A 16,664-nucleotide genomic window follows, 5' to 3' on the forward strand; every position below is an offset into this window, starting at 1 on the left:
GGTTTTATAGCAAAAGATATATAATTCGTAGTATCAGGTTCACGTCCTGCTGGTCATCGCGATCATCGCTATCCTCCTGAAGGTGATCCGGCGGGCGGATTAGCAGCGGGTGTTAAAAAAATTAGCGGATCACTTCCAATAAAATTAGTATTTTAGCAGGAAAATGGATGGCGTGTCCGAGGACATTTCTTATACTCCGGCTTCCCTGCTGCATCTGTTCAACAGTGTTCTTGCGCCTGCGGCGACCAAGAAGATCATTTTGCTGAAAGGCATTTATGTGGCCGGCAGAGGGGTTACCTATGCCGGCTATTTTTATGATACGTTAAAGGACGAGACGACGGATGCGGTGCTGACGCTGGTTGTGCCGGCGTTGCTGCGAAACGGGCTTGTTCCGAATAAGACGATCGAGTTCCATGGGTATATCACCAAGCGGGTGGTGCTCAACGGCGGAAGGATCGAGGTGCATGCAGTCATGACGCAACTGGTGCAGCAGACGGTGAATACGTATTCGGAGCGGGAGATCCGGGCGGTGGAGGTATTGCAGAAAAAGGCGGCAATGGGCTTTGGGGACGTGGACGGGTTTTTGAAGCGGCGTATTATTGATGATGCAAGCGTACGGGTACGGGTGCTGATCGGGAAGACGGCGATCATCGACAGCGATATCACCCATGCGCTGGAGGAGGCGATCGGATTTTATGATCTGTCCTACGAACGGATCAATTTATCGGCGGAGGCGGAGATCGTGCAGGCGCTGCAACGGTACAACGATCGGTCGAAGAATGACGTGTTGGTATTGTCGCGCGGCGGCGGGGAGAATATGGAGGTGTTCAACAGTCCCGATCTGGCGGCCTGTTGTTTGGAGTTGGAACCGTTGTTTGTGACGGCGATTGGTCACAAAGAGGACGTGACGCTCGTGCAGAAGGTGGCGGACAAGGCTTTTATCACGCCCACGGCGCTGGGGCAGTATCTGCACCGGGTATACAACGATACGGTGGCGGAACTGCAGCATTCCAGGGCGCGGCTGGTGGAATCCATCACAACGCAGTTAGGCGCGCAGTACGATAAGCAGGTGCAGGTACTGGAAGAGAAGATCCGGGGATTGGAAGAAGTGAACGGGCAGCGGGTAGGGTTACAGCAGCGGGAGCTGGAGTTGCTGATCGGGCAGTTGAATACGGCGCGGGGAGAAGCGGCCAACGCCCGCGGCGAGGCAGCCAACGCGCGCGGCCAGGTGGAAAAGCTTCGGATAGCCGGGCGCAGGCGGCAACTGGTATACTGGGTGATCCTTGCCCTCGTTGCAGTGGTTTGCGCGGTTGTTGGCCGGGGGTGCCGGTGAGAGCGGCGGTGCGCCCCGGGGATACGGCACGCGGCCCTGTTCACGCAGGAACGGCAGCAACGGCATGCTGTATCTTTTTCAATTGGTGGAGATGGCGCTGGGTATGCCATACATAGAACCACAGCATCTCGAGTCGGGTGAGATAGCCGATCGTCGGGAATTCGAAGTCAGTGCAGGTAACGGAAAGATCGAGCAGCCGTATCCCCTCCCCTATCTTATCCCACACGACCTTTGTTTTGCCGAGGAGTTCCTGTTTGTCATAATAGCCGCCGGCGGGAATGATAAAATCCGGGGACGGCAACGTTGTGCTGAAGTCGAGAAAGATGCTCGCGATGATGGGACAGTGCGCGTCGGGCCGGCGATCGGTGGTGGGGGCGGTGTGGCCCGCGATGGTTTCGACAACACCGCCGGAGAGGAGAAGGTGTTCGGCGACCTGGCCTGCCGTCCACCCACCGTAGGAGGGCTGGGTATTCAAATGCTCGTCGTTAAAAGCAGCGAGGAGCTGGAGGAGGGCGGCGCCGGTTTCTTTTGCCTGTAGGGCAAGTGCTTGTTTGCTGGTATCCATGATCGTTGTTTTTCTTTTGTAAAATTGGGATTTCTTCCTGTCCGGTGCGAGGGGTGATCCCGACAATAAAAAGGTAATTCGCGACAAATGCGGTAGTTTTAGCGTTCAAATACTTTTTATGCACCGCATGATCGCTCAGCTGTCGCTTGTCGTCAGGGATTATGATGAAGCAATCGATTTTTATGTCGATAAATTGGGATTCGTGCTGATCGAGGACACGCCCCTGAGCGAGACGAAGCGGTGGGTGGTCGTGGCGCCATCCGCCGATGCGGCCGGTTGCAAGCTGCTCCTGGCGAAAGCCTCGGGCGAAGCCCAGCTAAGCCGCGTAGGCGATCAGACAGGCGGCCGGGTCTTTCTCTTTTTGCACACAGATGATATCGCCCGCGATCACGCGCGGTTGATCGCCGCCGGCGTGACGATCGTTCGCGAGCCCGCAAGGATGCCCTACGGCACGGTGCTGGTGTTTGCGGATCTGTATGGGAATTTATGGGATATGATCCAACCTAATAATTGAATGTGAGCCCCCCACCCCAGCCCATATCGCTGTCATAGTGGGTCGAGAGACCGATATATTTGGTGATAATATAGCGGAACCCGGCCATATACTCCCTGTCGGTATTGACCATAAAATTAAACCGCAGACGGCTGGTGACCGGGACGTCCTCACGGCCCAGCTGCAAGCGAAACTTGCCACGGCTGTCGACGCGGGCATCGGCAACAAGGAAAAGAGGCAGCGTGTATTGGACACCTGCGCAGAGAACATTGCGATGGTCTTTTGTGTCGGCCTGACCGAAGAGGTTCTTTTCCAGGGTATAGTGGCTGCGATAGCGGAAGTCCCAGCCGGCGTACGGCAGCCAGTATTGCATTTGGCCCAGGTAGCGGCCGATATGGCTTTCGGTCTCATAGCCTTTGCGCGAATCGGTCCCGATGCGCCATTCGGATTGAAAACGATAACGGGTGTTGGACAGTTGGACTTCGCCGTCGCTTCCATTGCTTTCGAGGCCGGCACGGGCCATAGGGCGGATCTCGCGATCGTCGGCATAGACCTTCTTTATCGCTTTCCCGGCATCGGGTACCTCGGGATTGGGGGGCGAGTCCTCATAATGAAAGATGCGGCCCATCCCGCTCATCATATGATAGAGGATATGACAGTGGAAATACCAGTCGCCGCCGCTGTCCGAATTGGCCGCGAATTCGAGGGTGTCTGTCTCCATGGGCAGGATATCGACGACATTCTTTAGCGGTGAATAACCACCCTGCCCGTTGAGAACGCGGAAGAAATGACCGTGCAAATGCATGGGATGACGCATCATCGTGCCGTTGTACAGGATGACGCGGACATTGTCCCCGTGGCGGATGAGTATCTTGTCGGTCTCGGAGACGGCTTTATTGTTGATGGTCCAGGTGTAGCGGTTCATGTTGCCCGTGAGATTGAAATGATATTCTTTTACCGGGGCGCCGCCGGGAAGGGTGGTATTGGTTGTGGCGCGGAGCATGCCGTAATTGAGGGGCGTGCCGGGGTCGCCGGGGTACATCACGGCGTTCATGTCCATAGCCTGGTTGGACATTTTCATTTCCATTCCCTTTTTCATTCCGCCGCTGGCGTTCATCATTCCGTTCATCATCTGCATGCCTTCGAAGTAATCGAGCTTTTTCAGGGGCGGAAGCGATCTTTTGGGTCCTTGCCCTAACCACAGGGTGGCAGAGCCGGTGCGGTCCTCGGAGGTGGCACGGAAGGCATAGCTGCTGTCAGCCGGAAGCGTGACCACGACATCGTAGGTTTCGGAGACGCCCACGATCAATCTGTCGACCTCAACCGGTTCCACATCCTGGCCGTCAGTGGCGACGACGGTGATCTTGCCCCCGGCCCATTGAAGCCAGAAATAGGTGGACGAGCTGCCGTTGATGATCCGGAGCCGAACCTTGTCGCCCGGTGTATAGTGAGCCTGGGTCTCTTCAGGCTTGCCGTTGACCAGGAATTTGTCGTAGGCGACATCGCTGACGTCCATGGCCAGCATCCGCTTCCATTCGTTGACAAGCTTTGTATGCGCGCGGCCGGCCTTTATCGCGGCCGCATAGTCCTGCACGCTGCCCTTGCGGATGGCGTACCAGTCGGTCGCATAGTGAAGGCTTCGTTGTACCTCATAGGGTGCCTCGTCGGTCCAATCACTCAGGAGGACGACTTGTTCCTTTTCTTCCGTCCACTGCCGTTTATGGATGACGATCGCCCCATAAAGCCCGATCTGCTCCTGCAGCATCGTATGGGAATGATACCAGTAGGTGCCGTTCTGAACAATGGGGAACACCGCCGTATAGGTCTTCATCGGCCCGATGGGCGCCGAAGTGAGATAAGGTACGCCATCGTAGCGGTTCGGGACGATGAGGCCATGCCAGTGAACGGAGGTGGCCATCATCGTTTTGTTATGGATATGGACCTCGGCGGTGTCGCCTTCCGTGAACTCCAGGGTCGGTCCCGGCAGGGACCCATTGACGGCGATTGCAGGCTGGCGGCGGCCGGTATAGTTCACCGTCGAATCGGTGATATAAAGATGGTAGATGATGGTATGCGGCCGCGCAGGGTCTATCTGCCGGAAAGGCTCGCGCGTACGCATGCGCCGGCCGGCAGCCATCGGCATGTCACGCATCTGGGCGCGCGCGGACAACCCACCTATCGCCAGGAGGCAAAGGATCCAATATTTCATGCGGAGCTTAGGGTTTGAGAGTGCCGGTTACCTTCCCGCAGGTAAGCATGCTGCTGCCGTAATAGGGGTTTTTGATACTGCTGTCGTTGCTGAGCCACGAAGACTTTTTCATGGGACAGTACTCCTGGTAGACAGGCTGCTCCGAAAGCCTGGCCTTTTTGGCAAGGCTGGCCATATTGGCCGAAAGGCTGGCGAAATGCTCGCGCTGGTGCGCCAGGTCGGTGGATTCGGAAATATGCCGGGCGTCGAAGGCCAGCTTGTCCTTGAGGGACATAAAGGCCATATGGTCTTTTGCGGGAATGGCGTGCATGTCGACGCCGTCGATGTCCCTGACGAGGGTCCCGGCTTTTTCGGCGGCGGCCTTTGCGTCGCTGCCGACGAGGGCGTCCTTGACGCTATAATAGTCGGTAAGAACCGGGCCTAAAACGATATTTTGGGCATTGAGATGGGCAAAGAGCGAGGTCACTGCGAGGACGCCGATGACGGCTATAATGTGCTTCATAATTTGATGGATTGAATGATTAAAAATGGGTTCTTTTCAACCGGGATCAAATCAAAAGCCGCCGTTGAAAGACGGGAATATCGGGCGGAGGATGTTTGGCGTTGCCGGAAGTTGCAGGTTTGAGTACCTTTGCCGCCTCAGTGCGCGGGCGCGGGAGGATAAGCTGGATAACCGGGACCGGGGCCGCCTCGATGGCGTCGGCCAATTGCTTTTCGACCAGGTTGAACTTGACGGCCTGCACGCTGTTGCAGGGTCCCTTCTTCTCCTTCTTCCCGCAACAACACGAATGCTTTTGGGCCTTGGCGCAATGGCAAAAAACGGTGAAGTTGGCGGTAAAGGCCAACAACAACATAAAGGCTATCCGACGCGTTCTTTGCATGCTCGCTGATGTCTTGTAAGCCGCCTCCGGCGGCCTTGCCCAAAGGTAACGCCGAAAACGGTAAAAAGTTTATAAAATTGAGGCGCGTTGTCCGGCTACCTTAAGGGGTAAATTTCTGAAAGGCGGCCGTATCCTTCAGCAGCGGATCGTCGATGACCAGCTGCAGTTGAGTCGCATCGAGACGGCGGATGACCAGGGTGTCGTTCGCCCCGCTGCCGATAAGCACCAGCCTGCTCCCCTGGACGCGGTAGTTGCTCCAGGTAGTCGAGCCCTGAAATGTATAATAGACCGTGTCCGGTTTTGCGAACCGAAGAGTATCTCCGAGGTTCTCTCCGATCATTGCATTGTTTCCGGTATACCGCCAGCTGCCGAGGATCGCCGTGGCGTTGTTGCCGCCATCGTTCTTCTTACAGGCTGTCATCGCCAGTAAAAGGAGGGGGAAGAATCTTTTCATGGCTAGCGGATGGGAGTTTTTAATTGATTGAAATAGGCGGTGTCCCGATAGAAGACGCCCGTGGGAGTCGTGGCAAAAACATACGGACCGCATTTGGTGAGAGAGGTCACGAGGTTGGACTGGAGCCCGTCGTTATTGAGCTCGCTGAAATCGAGGGTATTCCCGGAGATCGCCACTTTCCAGATCTGCATGTCGAGGTCCCCAAGGGTACCATAGAGATCGTTGCCCACCATCCGGTAAGTCAATAAGCCGGCCGTGGTGCCGGTAAAATCGTTGAAGAGGGTCCAAGTTTCTCCCCTGTCGGTCGAAGCATAGAAGACTCCGCTGAAATTGGCGAAAAGGGTATTCCCGTACTGAAACATATTGGCAGTGCCAAAATTCTTCGGGTATGGGGCCGGGGAATAGCCGAACCCCTTTACGTTCCCGGCCGTATCGATGCGGAAGAACTGACCGCCGTAAGAGACAAAGAACTTGTCGTAAAAGGCCGCGCAGAAATAGTTACTGCTGATGAAGCCAATGGTCGTGGGGTCTGCCTGCAGGATGAGCCGCTTTACATGCGGGGTATCGCCCAAGGCAAAGGGGCTAAGGAGTTTGGCCGAGTCGAAGTAGATGAGATCGAACCGGGCCTGTTTATTGCCGGCGCCAACCGATTCCACAGGCGTCAATGCATAACGGTCCCGGACAAGCGGATAATCCGTACCCGGATACGACTGGGAGGGATAGATACAGACCTGCTTGAAAATGCTATACTCGCCGGGCGTATACTGGGGCGTATAGGACAACACGGAATACTGGTCGTGCGGCGGGTTACTTTCGACGTAAAGCGTTGTCGCCGTCACAAAACAGATCGCGGCGCCATCTATATAGGGCGCGACGTAAGTCGGTTGAACGATGGTCGTTCCCGGCAGATAAAAACCCATGAGATTGTTGAAGGTTTTTACCGGTACCTGGATCAGGTTGAAGGAACCGCCCACGGCGAGGATCGAGTCGCCGGCATTATAGCTGGACAATGCCGCATTCGCATAGTTGTTGATCAGCGGAACAGGCTGCCAGGCGTGACGAAGGGTGTCCGTGACTGTTTTGGTGACCGTCTTTTTACAGGCCGGGCCGGTAACAACGATCAGGGACAGGGCTGCCAACAGCAGGCAGACAGAAACGGTGAATTTCATGCGATGAGGTTCGATCCGCCAAATTAAGGATTTTGGCCTGATTATCCTTGCCGGAGAACGCCATCCAGGACCTGCTTGATCTCATCTGCGCGCAAAACGCCGCTTTGACGCCATTTTACCTGGCCATCGCGGAAGACGATGAGCGTGGGCACGCTCTGGATGCCATAGGCAGTGGCGACCGCCGGATTTCTATCGATGTCCAGCTTGAGGATGGTGACCGAATCGCCGACCTTTTCTTTCAACTCTTTCAGGATCGGCGGCATCATTTTGCAGGGGCCGCACCATTCGGCCGAGAAGTCAACCAATACAGGCTTGTGCCCTTTTATCAAATCTCCAAAGGAGGGTTTTGCCGTTGTTTCCATACGACTCTTTTTTGCAAATTTAGGCAATTGCCGCCATGTAAGCTGCGGCAGAAGTCGTAAGCTGTTGTAAGTAGCTGGGAGTGAGTTCATCGGTTGCGGACACCAGCGCGCTGCCGATGCCGAAGGCGGCCGCACCCGCATGATGGAACTGGCGGATATTTTCGAGGTTGACGCCGCCGGTAGGCATCAGCGGGATCTGCGGCAGCGGACCTCTCAGATCGCGGAAGTAGTGCGGCCCGACGGATGCGGGGAACACCTTGACCATGTCCGCGCCGTTGCGCCAGGCCGTGAGTATCTCCGTTGCCGTAAAAGCGCCCGGGATACTGACGGCGCCAAGCTCTTTTGTCCGTTGAATGGTAGAAATATCAAGAGAAGGGGAAAGCACAAACTTTGCACCGGCGTCGATAGCCGATTGCGCCTCGCCGGGCGTAAGGACGGTGCCGGCGCCGACAACGAGCCGTTCGCCGAATTTCCCAGCCGTTTCTTTTATCGCGTTCAAAGCATCCCGCGAGTTAAGCGTTATCTCCAGCAGGCGGATGCCGCCGGCATACAACGCTTCAACGATCGGAAGGATATGAGCCGGGTCGCAGCCGCGAAGGATGGCGACGACCCGGTGGGTTCTTATTTGCTGGAGGGTGTTCATGGACGCGGAGTGAGCGGTACTTTATCAAAGTATTCTTTTTGCAGCTGCAGGGTCTTCGTGTCGGCCTTGATCGCCTTCAGCGCCTCGGCCAGTTGCCCGATATAGTGTTCGTTCACCAACTGCCCTTCCTCTTTTGTCGCCTTCGAACCATCGCCGGCGTAGTGATTGGGAAAGTCCGCATACCACCAGATGGCGGTGTAGACATTGGGAATATTCAGCCGGTGCTGGTTGAGGCCGGACTGATTCTTTGCCGAATCCATCTCTACCAGGTCGGGACGCAGGTAAAGTATCGAAGAAGTCTCGCGTTCGCCCGCATGCTGGTCGCCGGCGGGATCGGATTTGTGCACGGCGGCCAGTTGCCTCCGGAAGCTGCTGTCGCTACCCGGCTCGAAGAAATAGACCGCATAGGGCCGGGCTTTCTCGAGGCGGGTCTGGATGAAGTACCGGATCAGTTCGGGATTCCCGCCGTGGCCGTTGATGATGACTATCTTGTCAAACCCGTTGCGGGCGATCTCGTCGCAAGTGGCCTCGAGCAGATCCCATACGACGCGTTCGGGAAGGGCAAAGGAGCCGGGGACATGGCGGGCTTCGTTGATCTGTCCATAGAAGTAATCGGGGAAGACCACCGCATATTCCTTTTTCGTGGCGCGGGCCGACCATTCCCGGACCTGGATCAAATCGGACCCTATCGGTAAATGGGGACCATGCTTCTCGAGGATGCCGATCGGCAGGATACAGGTGTGGTTGGAGGCGGCCAGGGCGCGGGGCCAGTCGCTGGCGGTGAGTTCATCCCAGCGGGAGTGGGTCGGCGGTTGCTGGCCATAGGCAGCGGTGGTTGTGGCTGCGAGGAGGACCCCGAAAAATTTCTTCATATGACATTATTTCTTAGCGAATTTAATGTCTATCGCAGTCACCTGGAAACAATTTCTGGCGGGCTTTTTTTCGCCGGGGACGATGACGCGGAAGGGACCGGTGGCGGCGGCCAGGGGTTTGCCTTCCATTTGGTCGGCAAGGATGACTACCCTATCTGTAAAACTCGAGTCGAGTTCGGCCAGGGAGAAGACGACCTGGTAGTTGTCGGCGCAGGTGACGAGGACGTATTTGGCGAGGTTCCCGCCACGAAGATCGCGGCCTGTGGTGACGCCGGCCTTCTTAAAGATATCGGCGAGGGCCACTCCCTGGAAGGTATGCGGCGTGCCTTGCTTATCCTTCGAGACGGCGGTGGTTCGTGGCATGGCCGCGAGATCGGCAGCGGTAAGGGCCAGTGGGGTCGTGACCTCGCCGCCGACGGTGACCTGTTGGGCCGTGGCGCCAAGCGAGATGGACAAAAGCAGGACGAAGGTGAATGCTTTCATTGCGTAATATATTTAAAAATATAACGCACCGAAGGTAGCGAATTTCCGATACTGGGGGCGATGGGCGATCAGTGTTTTTGTACGCGTTTGGATTCCTCTTCGAGGAAAGCCGCGAAGCGCTGGCGGAGTTGTTTGTACCCGGCGATGAGGTCGCGCGCCTCTGGCGAGATCCTGCTTCCCCCACCCTTTTCGCCGCCGGTAGCGGTGATCACAAGGGGCGTGTTGGCGGTGGTGTTGAGGTTGTTGACGATGTCCCAGGCCTTTTTATAGGACATCTGCATTTTTTTGGCGGCCTTGCTGATACTGCCGGTCTCTTCGATGCCTTCGAGCAGTTGAACGGGTCCTGGGCCGAAAAATCGGCGGCCTTCGTGTTCGAGCCAAAGGCTCCCGTTGACGCGGATATCTTTTTCGGGGAGGATCTTTTTGGTGGACCGGGCCATGCTTAGGATGTTATGGTGAAGGCCTGGGCGGCGTTACCGAGAAGGTTGACGAGACGATCGAGTTTTCGGGTATGCTCGACAGAAAGCTCGCGGCGGTGGGTATCGGTATAGATCTGGCTTTTTACGAGGGGAACGGTATAGGGGATGACCCAGGCGCGGAGGGCTTTTGCGACGGCGTCCATCGCGTTGATGCCTTGCATGGCCTGGCCGCCGTCGGCCCAGCAGACCAACCCAACGACCTTGTCGGTGAGATACGGTTTCTCGCGTCGGGAGGTGAGTTCGAGCCAGTCGAGACAGTTCTTCATTGCCCCGGTCATGCCGCCATGATAGAGGGGGGTCAGCCAGATCTGGAGATCGCTTTTGGTAAAGGCCTCTACCATGGCCTCGACCTCGGCCGGCGGGTTGGGCTGGCGGAGTTCGAAGAAGGGAATGTGGGCGTCTGAGACATTGACCTGGGATACGGTGTAACCTTTTTCGAGCAGCTGCTCATGCAGGTAGGCGGAGAGTCTGCGACCTGTCGTATCGGGGCGGTTGTCGCTGCAGCCATTGAAGAGAAGGACATTCATACCCCCAAATTTACAAAATTTGGGGGTATGCCCTAATGATCGGCCAAAGCCACCTGTGGCTTGGCGCCCTTGCGCTTTCGCGCGAGCAGCAGAAAAGGCAGGCTACCCAGGAAAATGGCGCCCAGCAGCAGATAAGTGTCGCCGAAGCTGAGAGCGCTGGACTGGCGGTTGACCGTTGCATCGAGGAGGCCGAGGGCCTGGTGCTGGGCATCGGCAAGGGTGGCGCCCTTGCCGACAAAATATTGCGTATAGTTGGAAAGCCGGCTGGCCACTTGTGCATCACCCGGGTTGATATGCGACACCAGGTCCGTACGGTGCACCGCCCCGCGGCGGGTGAGATAGGTGTTGACCATGGCGATGCCGAACGACCCGCCCAATTGCCGCATCATATTGTTCAGGGCCCTACCCTGCGGCATGTCCTTTGGCTCGAGTCCGGAGATGGCCAGCGTGGAAAGCGGAACGGTAATGATGGCGAATCCCAGCAGCCGCTGTGCATACACCGGCGTCAGGTAGACACTACTGAAAAGCCCGATCCCGGAAACAAAGGTGAGCAGGGCCGCGATGCTGAGGTTCTTGCTCTTAAGCACCCGCAGGTTGACAACCGGGCTTTTTACCTTCAGCTCCCAATATATAAACAAGGATAAGCACAGCGCGGCGACAACGGTGAGGATAACGATATAGTTGGCGCTGAACCAGTCGTCGGTCTCCCCGCGCTCGAGCACGGTTTGAAGCGATCCGACCCCGACGGCGAGAAGCCCGATGCCGGCATAATCGATCCGGCCCGCCGCAGGTTTGTAAGGAGGTTCGCCCAGCAACCGGCTGCAGATCAATGCAACCGCGATACCGATGGGAACATTGATGTAGAAGATCCATGGCCAGCTATAATTCTCCGTGATGAAGCCGCCAAGGGTCGGACCGATCGTGGGTCCCACGAAGATGCCGACGCCGAAGAGGGCGCTGGCGACATTCTGCTTTTCTTTCGGAAACAGCTCATACACGATCGAGGCCGAAACCGAGAGCAGCGCACCGCCGCCCATGCCCTGGAAGAAGCGGCAGGCCACCAGCATCCAGATATTGGTGGCCTGGCCGCAAAGAAAGGAAAAGACCGTAAAAATGATCACCGAGCCGATATAATAATTGCGGCGACCGAAGGTTGCCGACAGGAAGCTGGTGATTGTTTATTTTATGCTTCGGCGCCGCTCAGGGCCGCAATAGCCTGGGCAGGATTGGAGAGATAGAGTTGATAGACATCGGCTGTCTGGCCCACGCGGATATCGAAGTTGTTTTCTTCAAGGCCTTTCACCAGGTCGTTTGCAACGACGGAGGGAGCGATGCCGTTGACCAGACCGCCTATCTCGGCAGAGAATTCGGTGGCGACGAGAGGCGGATAGATCTCGAATACCTTGACGCTGGTATTGGCCAGGTGCTGACGCAGGGTGATCGTATAGCTGTGCAAGGCAGCTTTGCTGGCCGAATAGCTTGGGAGACGGCCGCCGGGAGCGATAGCCACGATGGAGCTGACGTTGACGATCGCTGCTTCTTTCTGCTTTTTCAGCAGCGGCAGGAGCCGCTCGTTGAGGCGGATCACGGAGAGATAGTTGGTGAGCATCTCCTCACTTGCCTTTGTGAAGGCGTCTGTTTCAGTGGCGAGATGATACACGGGAGCGGATTTCCCGGCATTGTTGATGACGATGTTGAGGTCCCTATAATCTTTGTGGAGGATGGCCACCAGGTTCGCGACGTCCTTTTCATTGGCGACGTCGCCAAGGATACCGGTTGCATTGGGCAGCTTGTCGAGGGCAGCCTTCAGCCGGGCTTCGTTGCGGCCAGTGATGATGATCTTGTTGTTGGCGCTGAGGGCCTTTGCAAATTCGAATCCGATGCCGGCGCTGCCGCCGGTGATGAGGATGGTGTTGTTTGTCGTGTTCATTTTTGTACTTTTTAATGCAGTTATTTTATTTTATACCGATTGGTATATTTTATGGCAAAAAAAATCAAAGCGCGTTTATGATGTTTTCAACGGCGGCGATCAGCGGCTTGCCATAGCCGGCCTGGCCGACCGTTCTGCGGATCATGATCGAGCCTTCGAGAAGGGCGATGATGGAGAGAGCAGCCTGTTCGGAATCGGTGATGGATTTGAACTCTTTGCTGGCCTTTCCCGCTTCGATAAGCGTAACGATCTTCTGTTTCCAGAGTTCGATCGCCTCGGCGGCCTTTTTCCTGAGGCCAGGATGGGTATCGGCAGCTTCGATCGCAGTATTGAGGATCGGGCAACCGCCGGGCACCAGGTTGAACTTGCCGTTGCCGCTGTACACGTCTACATAGACGCGGAGTTTGTCGCGATAGCCCGTTCGCCGGGCCATTTCCATGCCGACCGTCTCACGAACGACGCGATGATTGTGATCGAAGCACGCCAGGGCAACCTCGTCCTTGTCGGCGAAGTTGCCGTAGATACTGCCCTTGGTGAGGCCGGTAGCATCGGTCATGTCGCTCAGCGAAGTGGAGGCGTACCCCTTCTTATTGAAGATGGGCGCCGTCTTCTCGATGATGAACTGTCTTGTTTTTTCGGCCTTGCTCATATTCCCTTCCTTTGACAGCACAAAATTGTACCAATCGGTATTATTTTCCAAATCTATTTTTGAACACTGTTTCAGCGGCTTCGGCAAGCTCGGCGGTGGTAATGGTATGGCCCATGCCAGGGTACACCCGCTCGGTGACGGCGGCGTTGATCGTTTGCAGCAGCGCCGTAGTCTCGTGGACACGGGCGACGGGAACATGCACATCGGGATCGCCCGTACCGATAAAGACCGGGGTATTACGGAAGTCCCCGCTATAGTGCTGGGTATAGACCCGGTCGCCGATCAGGCCGCCGGTAAAGGCCGCCACGCCGCCATAGCGGGAAGCGTTGCGGGCGACATATTCGAGCGTTAAACAGGCGCCTTGCGAAAAGCCGGCGAACCAGATATTTTCGTTGGGGATCCCCTGGTTGTTGATATCCGTAACCAGCTGCTTCACCACGTGCAGGGCGCTCGTGAGCCAGGGCTCATTCTGGCTGATCGGCGCCATGAACGAGTACGGATACCAGGAATGGGCAGCAGCCTTTGGCGCGAAGAGGGCAAAGTCGTCCACCGGGAGGGCATCGGCGAGGCCGAGGATGTCGTCCGCAGAGCCGCCGCGGCCGTGGAGAAGGATCAGGGCCTTGCCTGATCCTATGAGATCTTTTCCTGCTGTGATATAATCGAGTGTGTGCATGGTTTAGCTATTGAGGGCTGGCAGTGTCTTTTCGATGGCCGCGCGCGAGGATTCGTACTGAGCCGGCAGCTTCAGATGCGTTCCCAGCTCGTTGAGCGGCTCATCGACGGTGAAGCCGGGATTGTCGGTCGCCAGTTCAAAGAGGACGCCACCGGGTTCGCGGAAATACAGCGAATAGAAATAGTCGCGGTTGATCTTCGGAGTGATGTGCAGGCCGCGGCTGAGTATCTTCTCCCTGAATTCCATCTGGACCTCTTCATTGGGGACCCGGAAGGCAACATGGTGATTGGTCCCTCCGCCGTTGAGCCCGCGGGCGCCCTGGGGCGCTTCCACGAGGTCGATAATGGAAGCCGTATCGGCGGCAGGGGTGATAAACCGGTAACGATCGCCTTCCTGGCCTTTCAGTTCGTAACCGAACACCTCCGTGAGGAGCGATGCGGTGGGCGCGATGCTCTTCAGCGTGAGGGTAATGCTGTGGAAGCCTTTTGTCGCAGCGTCCGCCTTCACTTCGGAGGTCGTCCAGGGTACCCGGCTATCGGGTTCCCGCGGCACGATAAGGTCGATGTTGAGGCCATCGGGGTCCTGGAAGGGCAGGACCGTTTCACCGAATCGCTGAGTCTGCGGCTGAACCTTTACGCCATTCCTTTCGAACCGTTCGGCCCAAAAGTCCAGGCTGCCTTGAGCAACAGAGTAACCGATATCGGTCGCCATGCCCGTACCCGGCCGGCCCCCGACGATTCCTTCCCAGGGGAAGAAGGTCAGGATGGTTCCCGGAGTTCCGTTCTCATTGCCATAATAGAAGTGATAGGTCCCGGGGTCGTCGAAGTTGACGGTCCGTTTTACCATACGGAGGCCGAGGACCTTTGTATAGAAATCATAATTGCGCTGGGCATTTCCGGCGATGGCCGTGATATGGTGGATGCCGGCTATTGTATTTTTCATTGTTTTTCCTTGTTTAATATTCCGAGTATCTCATTCTCGAGCAGGCCGCTGCCGCCACCATAATGACGGGTAACGACGACGCCGGGGTCGAGAGTTGTCAGTTTTTGCCGCATTGCCTCTTCTTCCTGCGCCGAGAAACCGGCGGAGACAAAGACGATGGCATATCTCTTTTCTTCGAAAGCCTTTAGGGCGGCTTCTTCCGTTTCAGTAACGGTCGCATGCCAGCCTTCGTGGGCATTGATCAGGCGTTGGATGACTTCCAGGATGGCGCGGTCACGGCCGGCTACCAAAATATTCACTTCCATATTATTGGATGTTGTTTTGCATCGGGACGTCCATGATCAGCAGCCTCGAACCCGGTTCGGCGGCTTCGATATCCAGGTGTTCGACATCCACGACGCCAAGACCGTCCCGGGTCTCGAGGCGCTGGCCGTTGTAGAGGAAGGCGCCGTCGATGACGAAGAGATAGACGCCGTTACCGGATTTCTTAACGTCATAGTCGATCTTCCGGCCCGCATCGAAAGTACCCATGTGAAACCAGGCGTCCTGGTATATCCACGTACCCTCATTCGAAGGCGCGGGCGAGATCAATTGCTGCAACGCATTGTGCCCCTTCGCGGGATCGAGACGCACCTGGTCGTATCTCGGGTCCACGTTCAGCTTGTTGGGGAAGACCCAGATCTGCAGGAACTTGGCGGGCTGGTCGGGGCTGTTATTGTATTCACTGTGGAAGACCCCCTTGCCGGTGCTCATGACCTGGATCTCGCCGGCGGAGACGGTCCCCTTATGACCCATATTGTCCTCATGCGCCAGGCTGCCTTCCAGTGGGATGCTGATGATCTCCATATTGTCATGGGGATGGGAGCCAAAACCCTTACCCCCTTCTACCCTATCATCGTTGAGCACCCGCAGAACGCCGAACTGTACCCGCTGCGGATTATAGTAGCCGGCGAAGCTGAAGGAGAAGAAGCTGTTGAGCCAGCCATGATCGGCATGGCCCCGGGTGTTTGCTTTATGTAAGATGGTTGTCATTGTAATTATTTTTACAACACAAAGGTACTCCCTGAGGCAGCGCCGCCCATTAACCTGGATTAAGAAACAGATGTACAAAGGAAGCCATTATATATACCTTTTTTGTGCGGCTTTTGCATCGCATCTTTAACGGTATGAGAAGATTAACTTTAGTTTTTGCGCTTTTCGCCGGTTTGGCGGGCAGTGCGCCTGGACAGCGGCGCGGAGACACGCTCTTCCGGCTCAAGCCTTCGGTGGACATTCCGCTGGCAGTGGGCGGGGCGGCGCTGGACCTTTACAATTTCAGCAGGATCAGTCAGCGAAACCCGACCAGTCTAGAAAAACTGAATAGCCTTAGGATAAGCGACCTGGATGGGTTCGATCGCTGGGGTGTGCATCCCTACAGCCATTCGATAGATAAACTGAGCTATGTCCCGTTCTATGTGGCGATCCCATTGCCGCTGATCGTCTTTGGAGTGGATAACCGGATGCGGCAGGATTTTGGGAAACTGACCTACCTCTATGGCGAAGCGATGATCCTGACAGGCGTGTTGTATAGCTCGGCAGTGCATTGGGTGCCCCGGCTTCGCCCCCTGACCTATGAGGCGGCGAGCCCGTTGGACCGGCGGCAGAATTCCAATTCCCGGAATTCCTTCTTTGCGGGTCATGTGGCGCTCGTGGGCACGTCGGCATTCTTCATCGCGTCAGCCTGGGCGGCCTATCATCCCGAATCGAATATAAAATGGGTGTGGTATACCGGCGCCGGCGTCATCACCGGGCTGACCGGCTACTGGCGGAGCCGGGCGGGAGAACATTTCCCTTCGGATATCGCGGTGGGAGCCATCGTAGGCGTCGCATCCGGGATACTGACCCCGCGGTTCCATATGCCCAGGAAGCTTGCCAAACATCTCAGCTTCGCCCCGGTGGGCCCGACAGGGCCGGGGTTGACGCTGGCCTATAAATTCAGCTAGACCTGGCAGGGGATTAAG

Annotated in this window: 22 protein-coding genes; 3 read left to right on the plus strand and 19 right to left on the minus strand. The window is 56.5% G+C overall.

The annotated features are described in order from the left end of the window. The first annotated feature begins 172 nt into the window (after positions 1-172). Positions 173-1,333, plus strand: coding sequence for an exodeoxyribonuclease VII large subunit (locus tag VHE34_RS22840; RefSeq protein WP_325592235.1), 1,161 nt, complete (start codon positions 173-175; stop codon positions 1,331-1,333). A gap of 40 nt (positions 1,334-1,373) precedes the next feature. On the opposite strand, the gene VHE34_RS22845 is transcribed toward VHE34_RS22840, so the two are convergent. Further along, positions 1,374-1,898, minus strand: a complete 525-nt coding sequence (locus tag VHE34_RS22845; RefSeq protein ID WP_325592237.1) for a DinB family protein — start codon at positions 1,896-1,898, stop codon at positions 1,374-1,376. Between the two features lie 118 nt (positions 1,899-2,016). On the opposite strand from VHE34_RS22845, the gene VHE34_RS22850 reads away from it, so the two are divergent. Further along, positions 2,017-2,412, plus strand: a complete 396-nt coding sequence (locus VHE34_RS22850) for a VOC family protein (RefSeq protein ID WP_325592239.1) — start codon at positions 2,017-2,019, stop codon at positions 2,410-2,412. Here VHE34_RS22850 and VHE34_RS22855 read toward each other — a convergent pair. The 18 genes from VHE34_RS22855 to VHE34_RS22940 all read right to left on the minus strand — a co-directional run bounded on the left by VHE34_RS22855 (position 2,402) and on the right by VHE34_RS22940 (position 15,696). Beyond that, positions 2,402-4,600, minus strand: coding sequence for a multicopper oxidase domain-containing protein (locus VHE34_RS22855; protein WP_325592240.1), 2,199 nt, complete (start codon positions 4,598-4,600; stop codon positions 2,402-2,404). The genes VHE34_RS22850 and VHE34_RS22855 overlap by 11 nt on opposite strands. A gap of 7 nt (positions 4,601-4,607) precedes the next feature. Then, positions 4,608-5,102, minus strand: coding sequence for a DUF3347 domain-containing protein (locus tag VHE34_RS22860; protein WP_325592242.1), 495 nt, complete (start codon positions 5,100-5,102; stop codon positions 4,608-4,610). A 46-nt stretch (positions 5,103-5,148) separates the two neighbouring features. Next, positions 5,149-5,481 (minus strand): hypothetical protein, encoded by a 333-nt coding sequence (locus VHE34_RS22865; RefSeq protein WP_325592244.1) that lies wholly within the window; start codon positions 5,479-5,481, stop codon positions 5,149-5,151. Positions 5,482-5,581: 100 nt separating this feature from the next. Further along, on the minus strand, positions 5,582-5,935 hold the full coding sequence (locus VHE34_RS22870; RefSeq protein WP_325592246.1) for a hypothetical protein: 354 nt from the start codon (positions 5,933-5,935) through the stop codon (positions 5,582-5,584). 2 nt (positions 5,936-5,937) lie between these two features. Continuing rightward, the gene (locus tag VHE34_RS22875) at positions 5,938-7,104 is read right to left on the minus strand and encodes a hypothetical protein (protein WP_325592247.1); all 1,167 of its coding nucleotides are present in this window, start codon (positions 7,102-7,104) and stop codon (positions 5,938-5,940) included. Between the two features lie 41 nt (positions 7,105-7,145). Beyond that, the gene (gene trxA, locus VHE34_RS22880; RefSeq protein ID WP_325592249.1) at positions 7,146-7,466 is read right to left on the minus strand and encodes a thioredoxin; all 321 of its coding nucleotides are present in this window, start codon (positions 7,464-7,466) and stop codon (positions 7,146-7,148) included. Between the two features lie 19 nt (positions 7,467-7,485). Then, positions 7,486-8,109 carry a bifunctional 4-hydroxy-2-oxoglutarate aldolase/2-dehydro-3-deoxy-phosphogluconate aldolase gene (locus tag VHE34_RS22885; RefSeq protein ID WP_325592251.1) on the minus strand — a complete coding sequence of 208 codons (624 nt, stop codon included), beginning with the start codon at positions 8,107-8,109 and terminating at the stop codon, positions 7,486-7,488. Further along, complete coding sequence (locus VHE34_RS22890; protein ID WP_325592253.1) at positions 8,106-8,981, minus strand: creatininase family protein; 876 nt, start codon at positions 8,979-8,981, stop codon at positions 8,106-8,108. The genes VHE34_RS22885 and VHE34_RS22890 overlap by 4 nt, the downstream gene beginning before the upstream one ends. A 6-nt stretch (positions 8,982-8,987) precedes the next feature. Then, on the minus strand, positions 8,988-9,464 hold the full coding sequence (locus tag VHE34_RS22895; protein WP_325592254.1) for a molybdopterin-dependent oxidoreductase: 477 nt from the start codon (positions 9,462-9,464) through the stop codon (positions 8,988-8,990). Positions 9,465-9,532: 68 nt separating this feature from the next. Further along, positions 9,533-9,904, minus strand: a complete 372-nt coding sequence (locus VHE34_RS22900) for a winged helix-turn-helix domain-containing protein (RefSeq protein WP_325592256.1) — start codon at positions 9,902-9,904, stop codon at positions 9,533-9,535. A 2-nt stretch (positions 9,905-9,906) separates the two neighbouring features. Then, the gene (locus VHE34_RS22905; protein WP_325592258.1) at positions 9,907-10,470 is read right to left on the minus strand and encodes an NADPH-dependent FMN reductase; all 564 of its coding nucleotides are present in this window, start codon (positions 10,468-10,470) and stop codon (positions 9,907-9,909) included. Positions 10,471-10,502: 32 nt separating this feature from the next. Beyond that, on the minus strand, positions 10,503-11,645 hold the full coding sequence (locus VHE34_RS22910; RefSeq protein WP_325593079.1) for a DHA2 family efflux MFS transporter permease subunit: 1,143 nt from the start codon (positions 11,643-11,645) through the stop codon (positions 10,503-10,505). Between the two features lie 8 nt (positions 11,646-11,653). Beyond that, a complete protein-coding gene (locus VHE34_RS22915; RefSeq protein WP_325592260.1) occupies positions 11,654-12,400 on the minus strand; it encodes an SDR family oxidoreductase in 747 nt (248 codons plus the stop codon). A 64-nt stretch (positions 12,401-12,464) separates the two neighbouring features. Next, positions 12,465-13,100 (minus strand): TetR/AcrR family transcriptional regulator, encoded by a 636-nt coding sequence (locus VHE34_RS22920; RefSeq protein ID WP_325592262.1) that lies wholly within the window; start codon positions 13,098-13,100, stop codon positions 12,465-12,467. Then, entirely contained in the window at positions 13,090-13,722 is a 633-nt protein-coding gene (locus VHE34_RS22925) for an alpha/beta hydrolase (protein ID WP_325592264.1), read from the minus strand. The genes VHE34_RS22920 and VHE34_RS22925 overlap by 11 nt, the downstream gene beginning before the upstream one ends. Positions 13,723-13,725: 3 nt before the next feature. Further along, entirely contained in the window at positions 13,726-14,664 is a 939-nt protein-coding gene (locus tag VHE34_RS22930; RefSeq protein ID WP_325592265.1) for a ring-cleaving dioxygenase, read from the minus strand. Beyond that, positions 14,661-14,969: a hypothetical protein gene (locus tag VHE34_RS22935; protein ID WP_325592267.1), complete on the minus strand. Its 309-nt coding sequence runs from the start codon at positions 14,967-14,969 to the stop codon at positions 14,661-14,663. Before VHE34_RS22935 ends, VHE34_RS22930 begins: the two co-directional genes overlap by 4 nt. Before the next feature lies 1 nt (position 14,970). Continuing rightward, positions 14,971-15,696 (minus strand): pirin family protein, encoded by a 726-nt coding sequence (locus tag VHE34_RS22940; RefSeq protein ID WP_325592269.1) that lies wholly within the window; start codon positions 15,694-15,696, stop codon positions 14,971-14,973. A 134-nt stretch (positions 15,697-15,830) separates the two neighbouring features. Between VHE34_RS22940 and VHE34_RS22945 the strand changes: the two genes are divergently transcribed. After that, the gene (locus VHE34_RS22945; RefSeq protein WP_325592270.1) at positions 15,831-16,646 is read left to right on the plus strand and encodes a phosphatase PAP2 family protein; all 816 of its coding nucleotides are present in this window, start codon (positions 15,831-15,833) and stop codon (positions 16,644-16,646) included. Positions 16,647-16,664: the final 18 nt, after the last annotated feature.

It is taken from the genome of Puia sp., assembly GCF_035546395.1.
In the GTDB taxonomy this organism is placed as follows: Bacteria; Bacteroidota; Bacteroidia; order Chitinophagales; family Chitinophagaceae; genus Puia.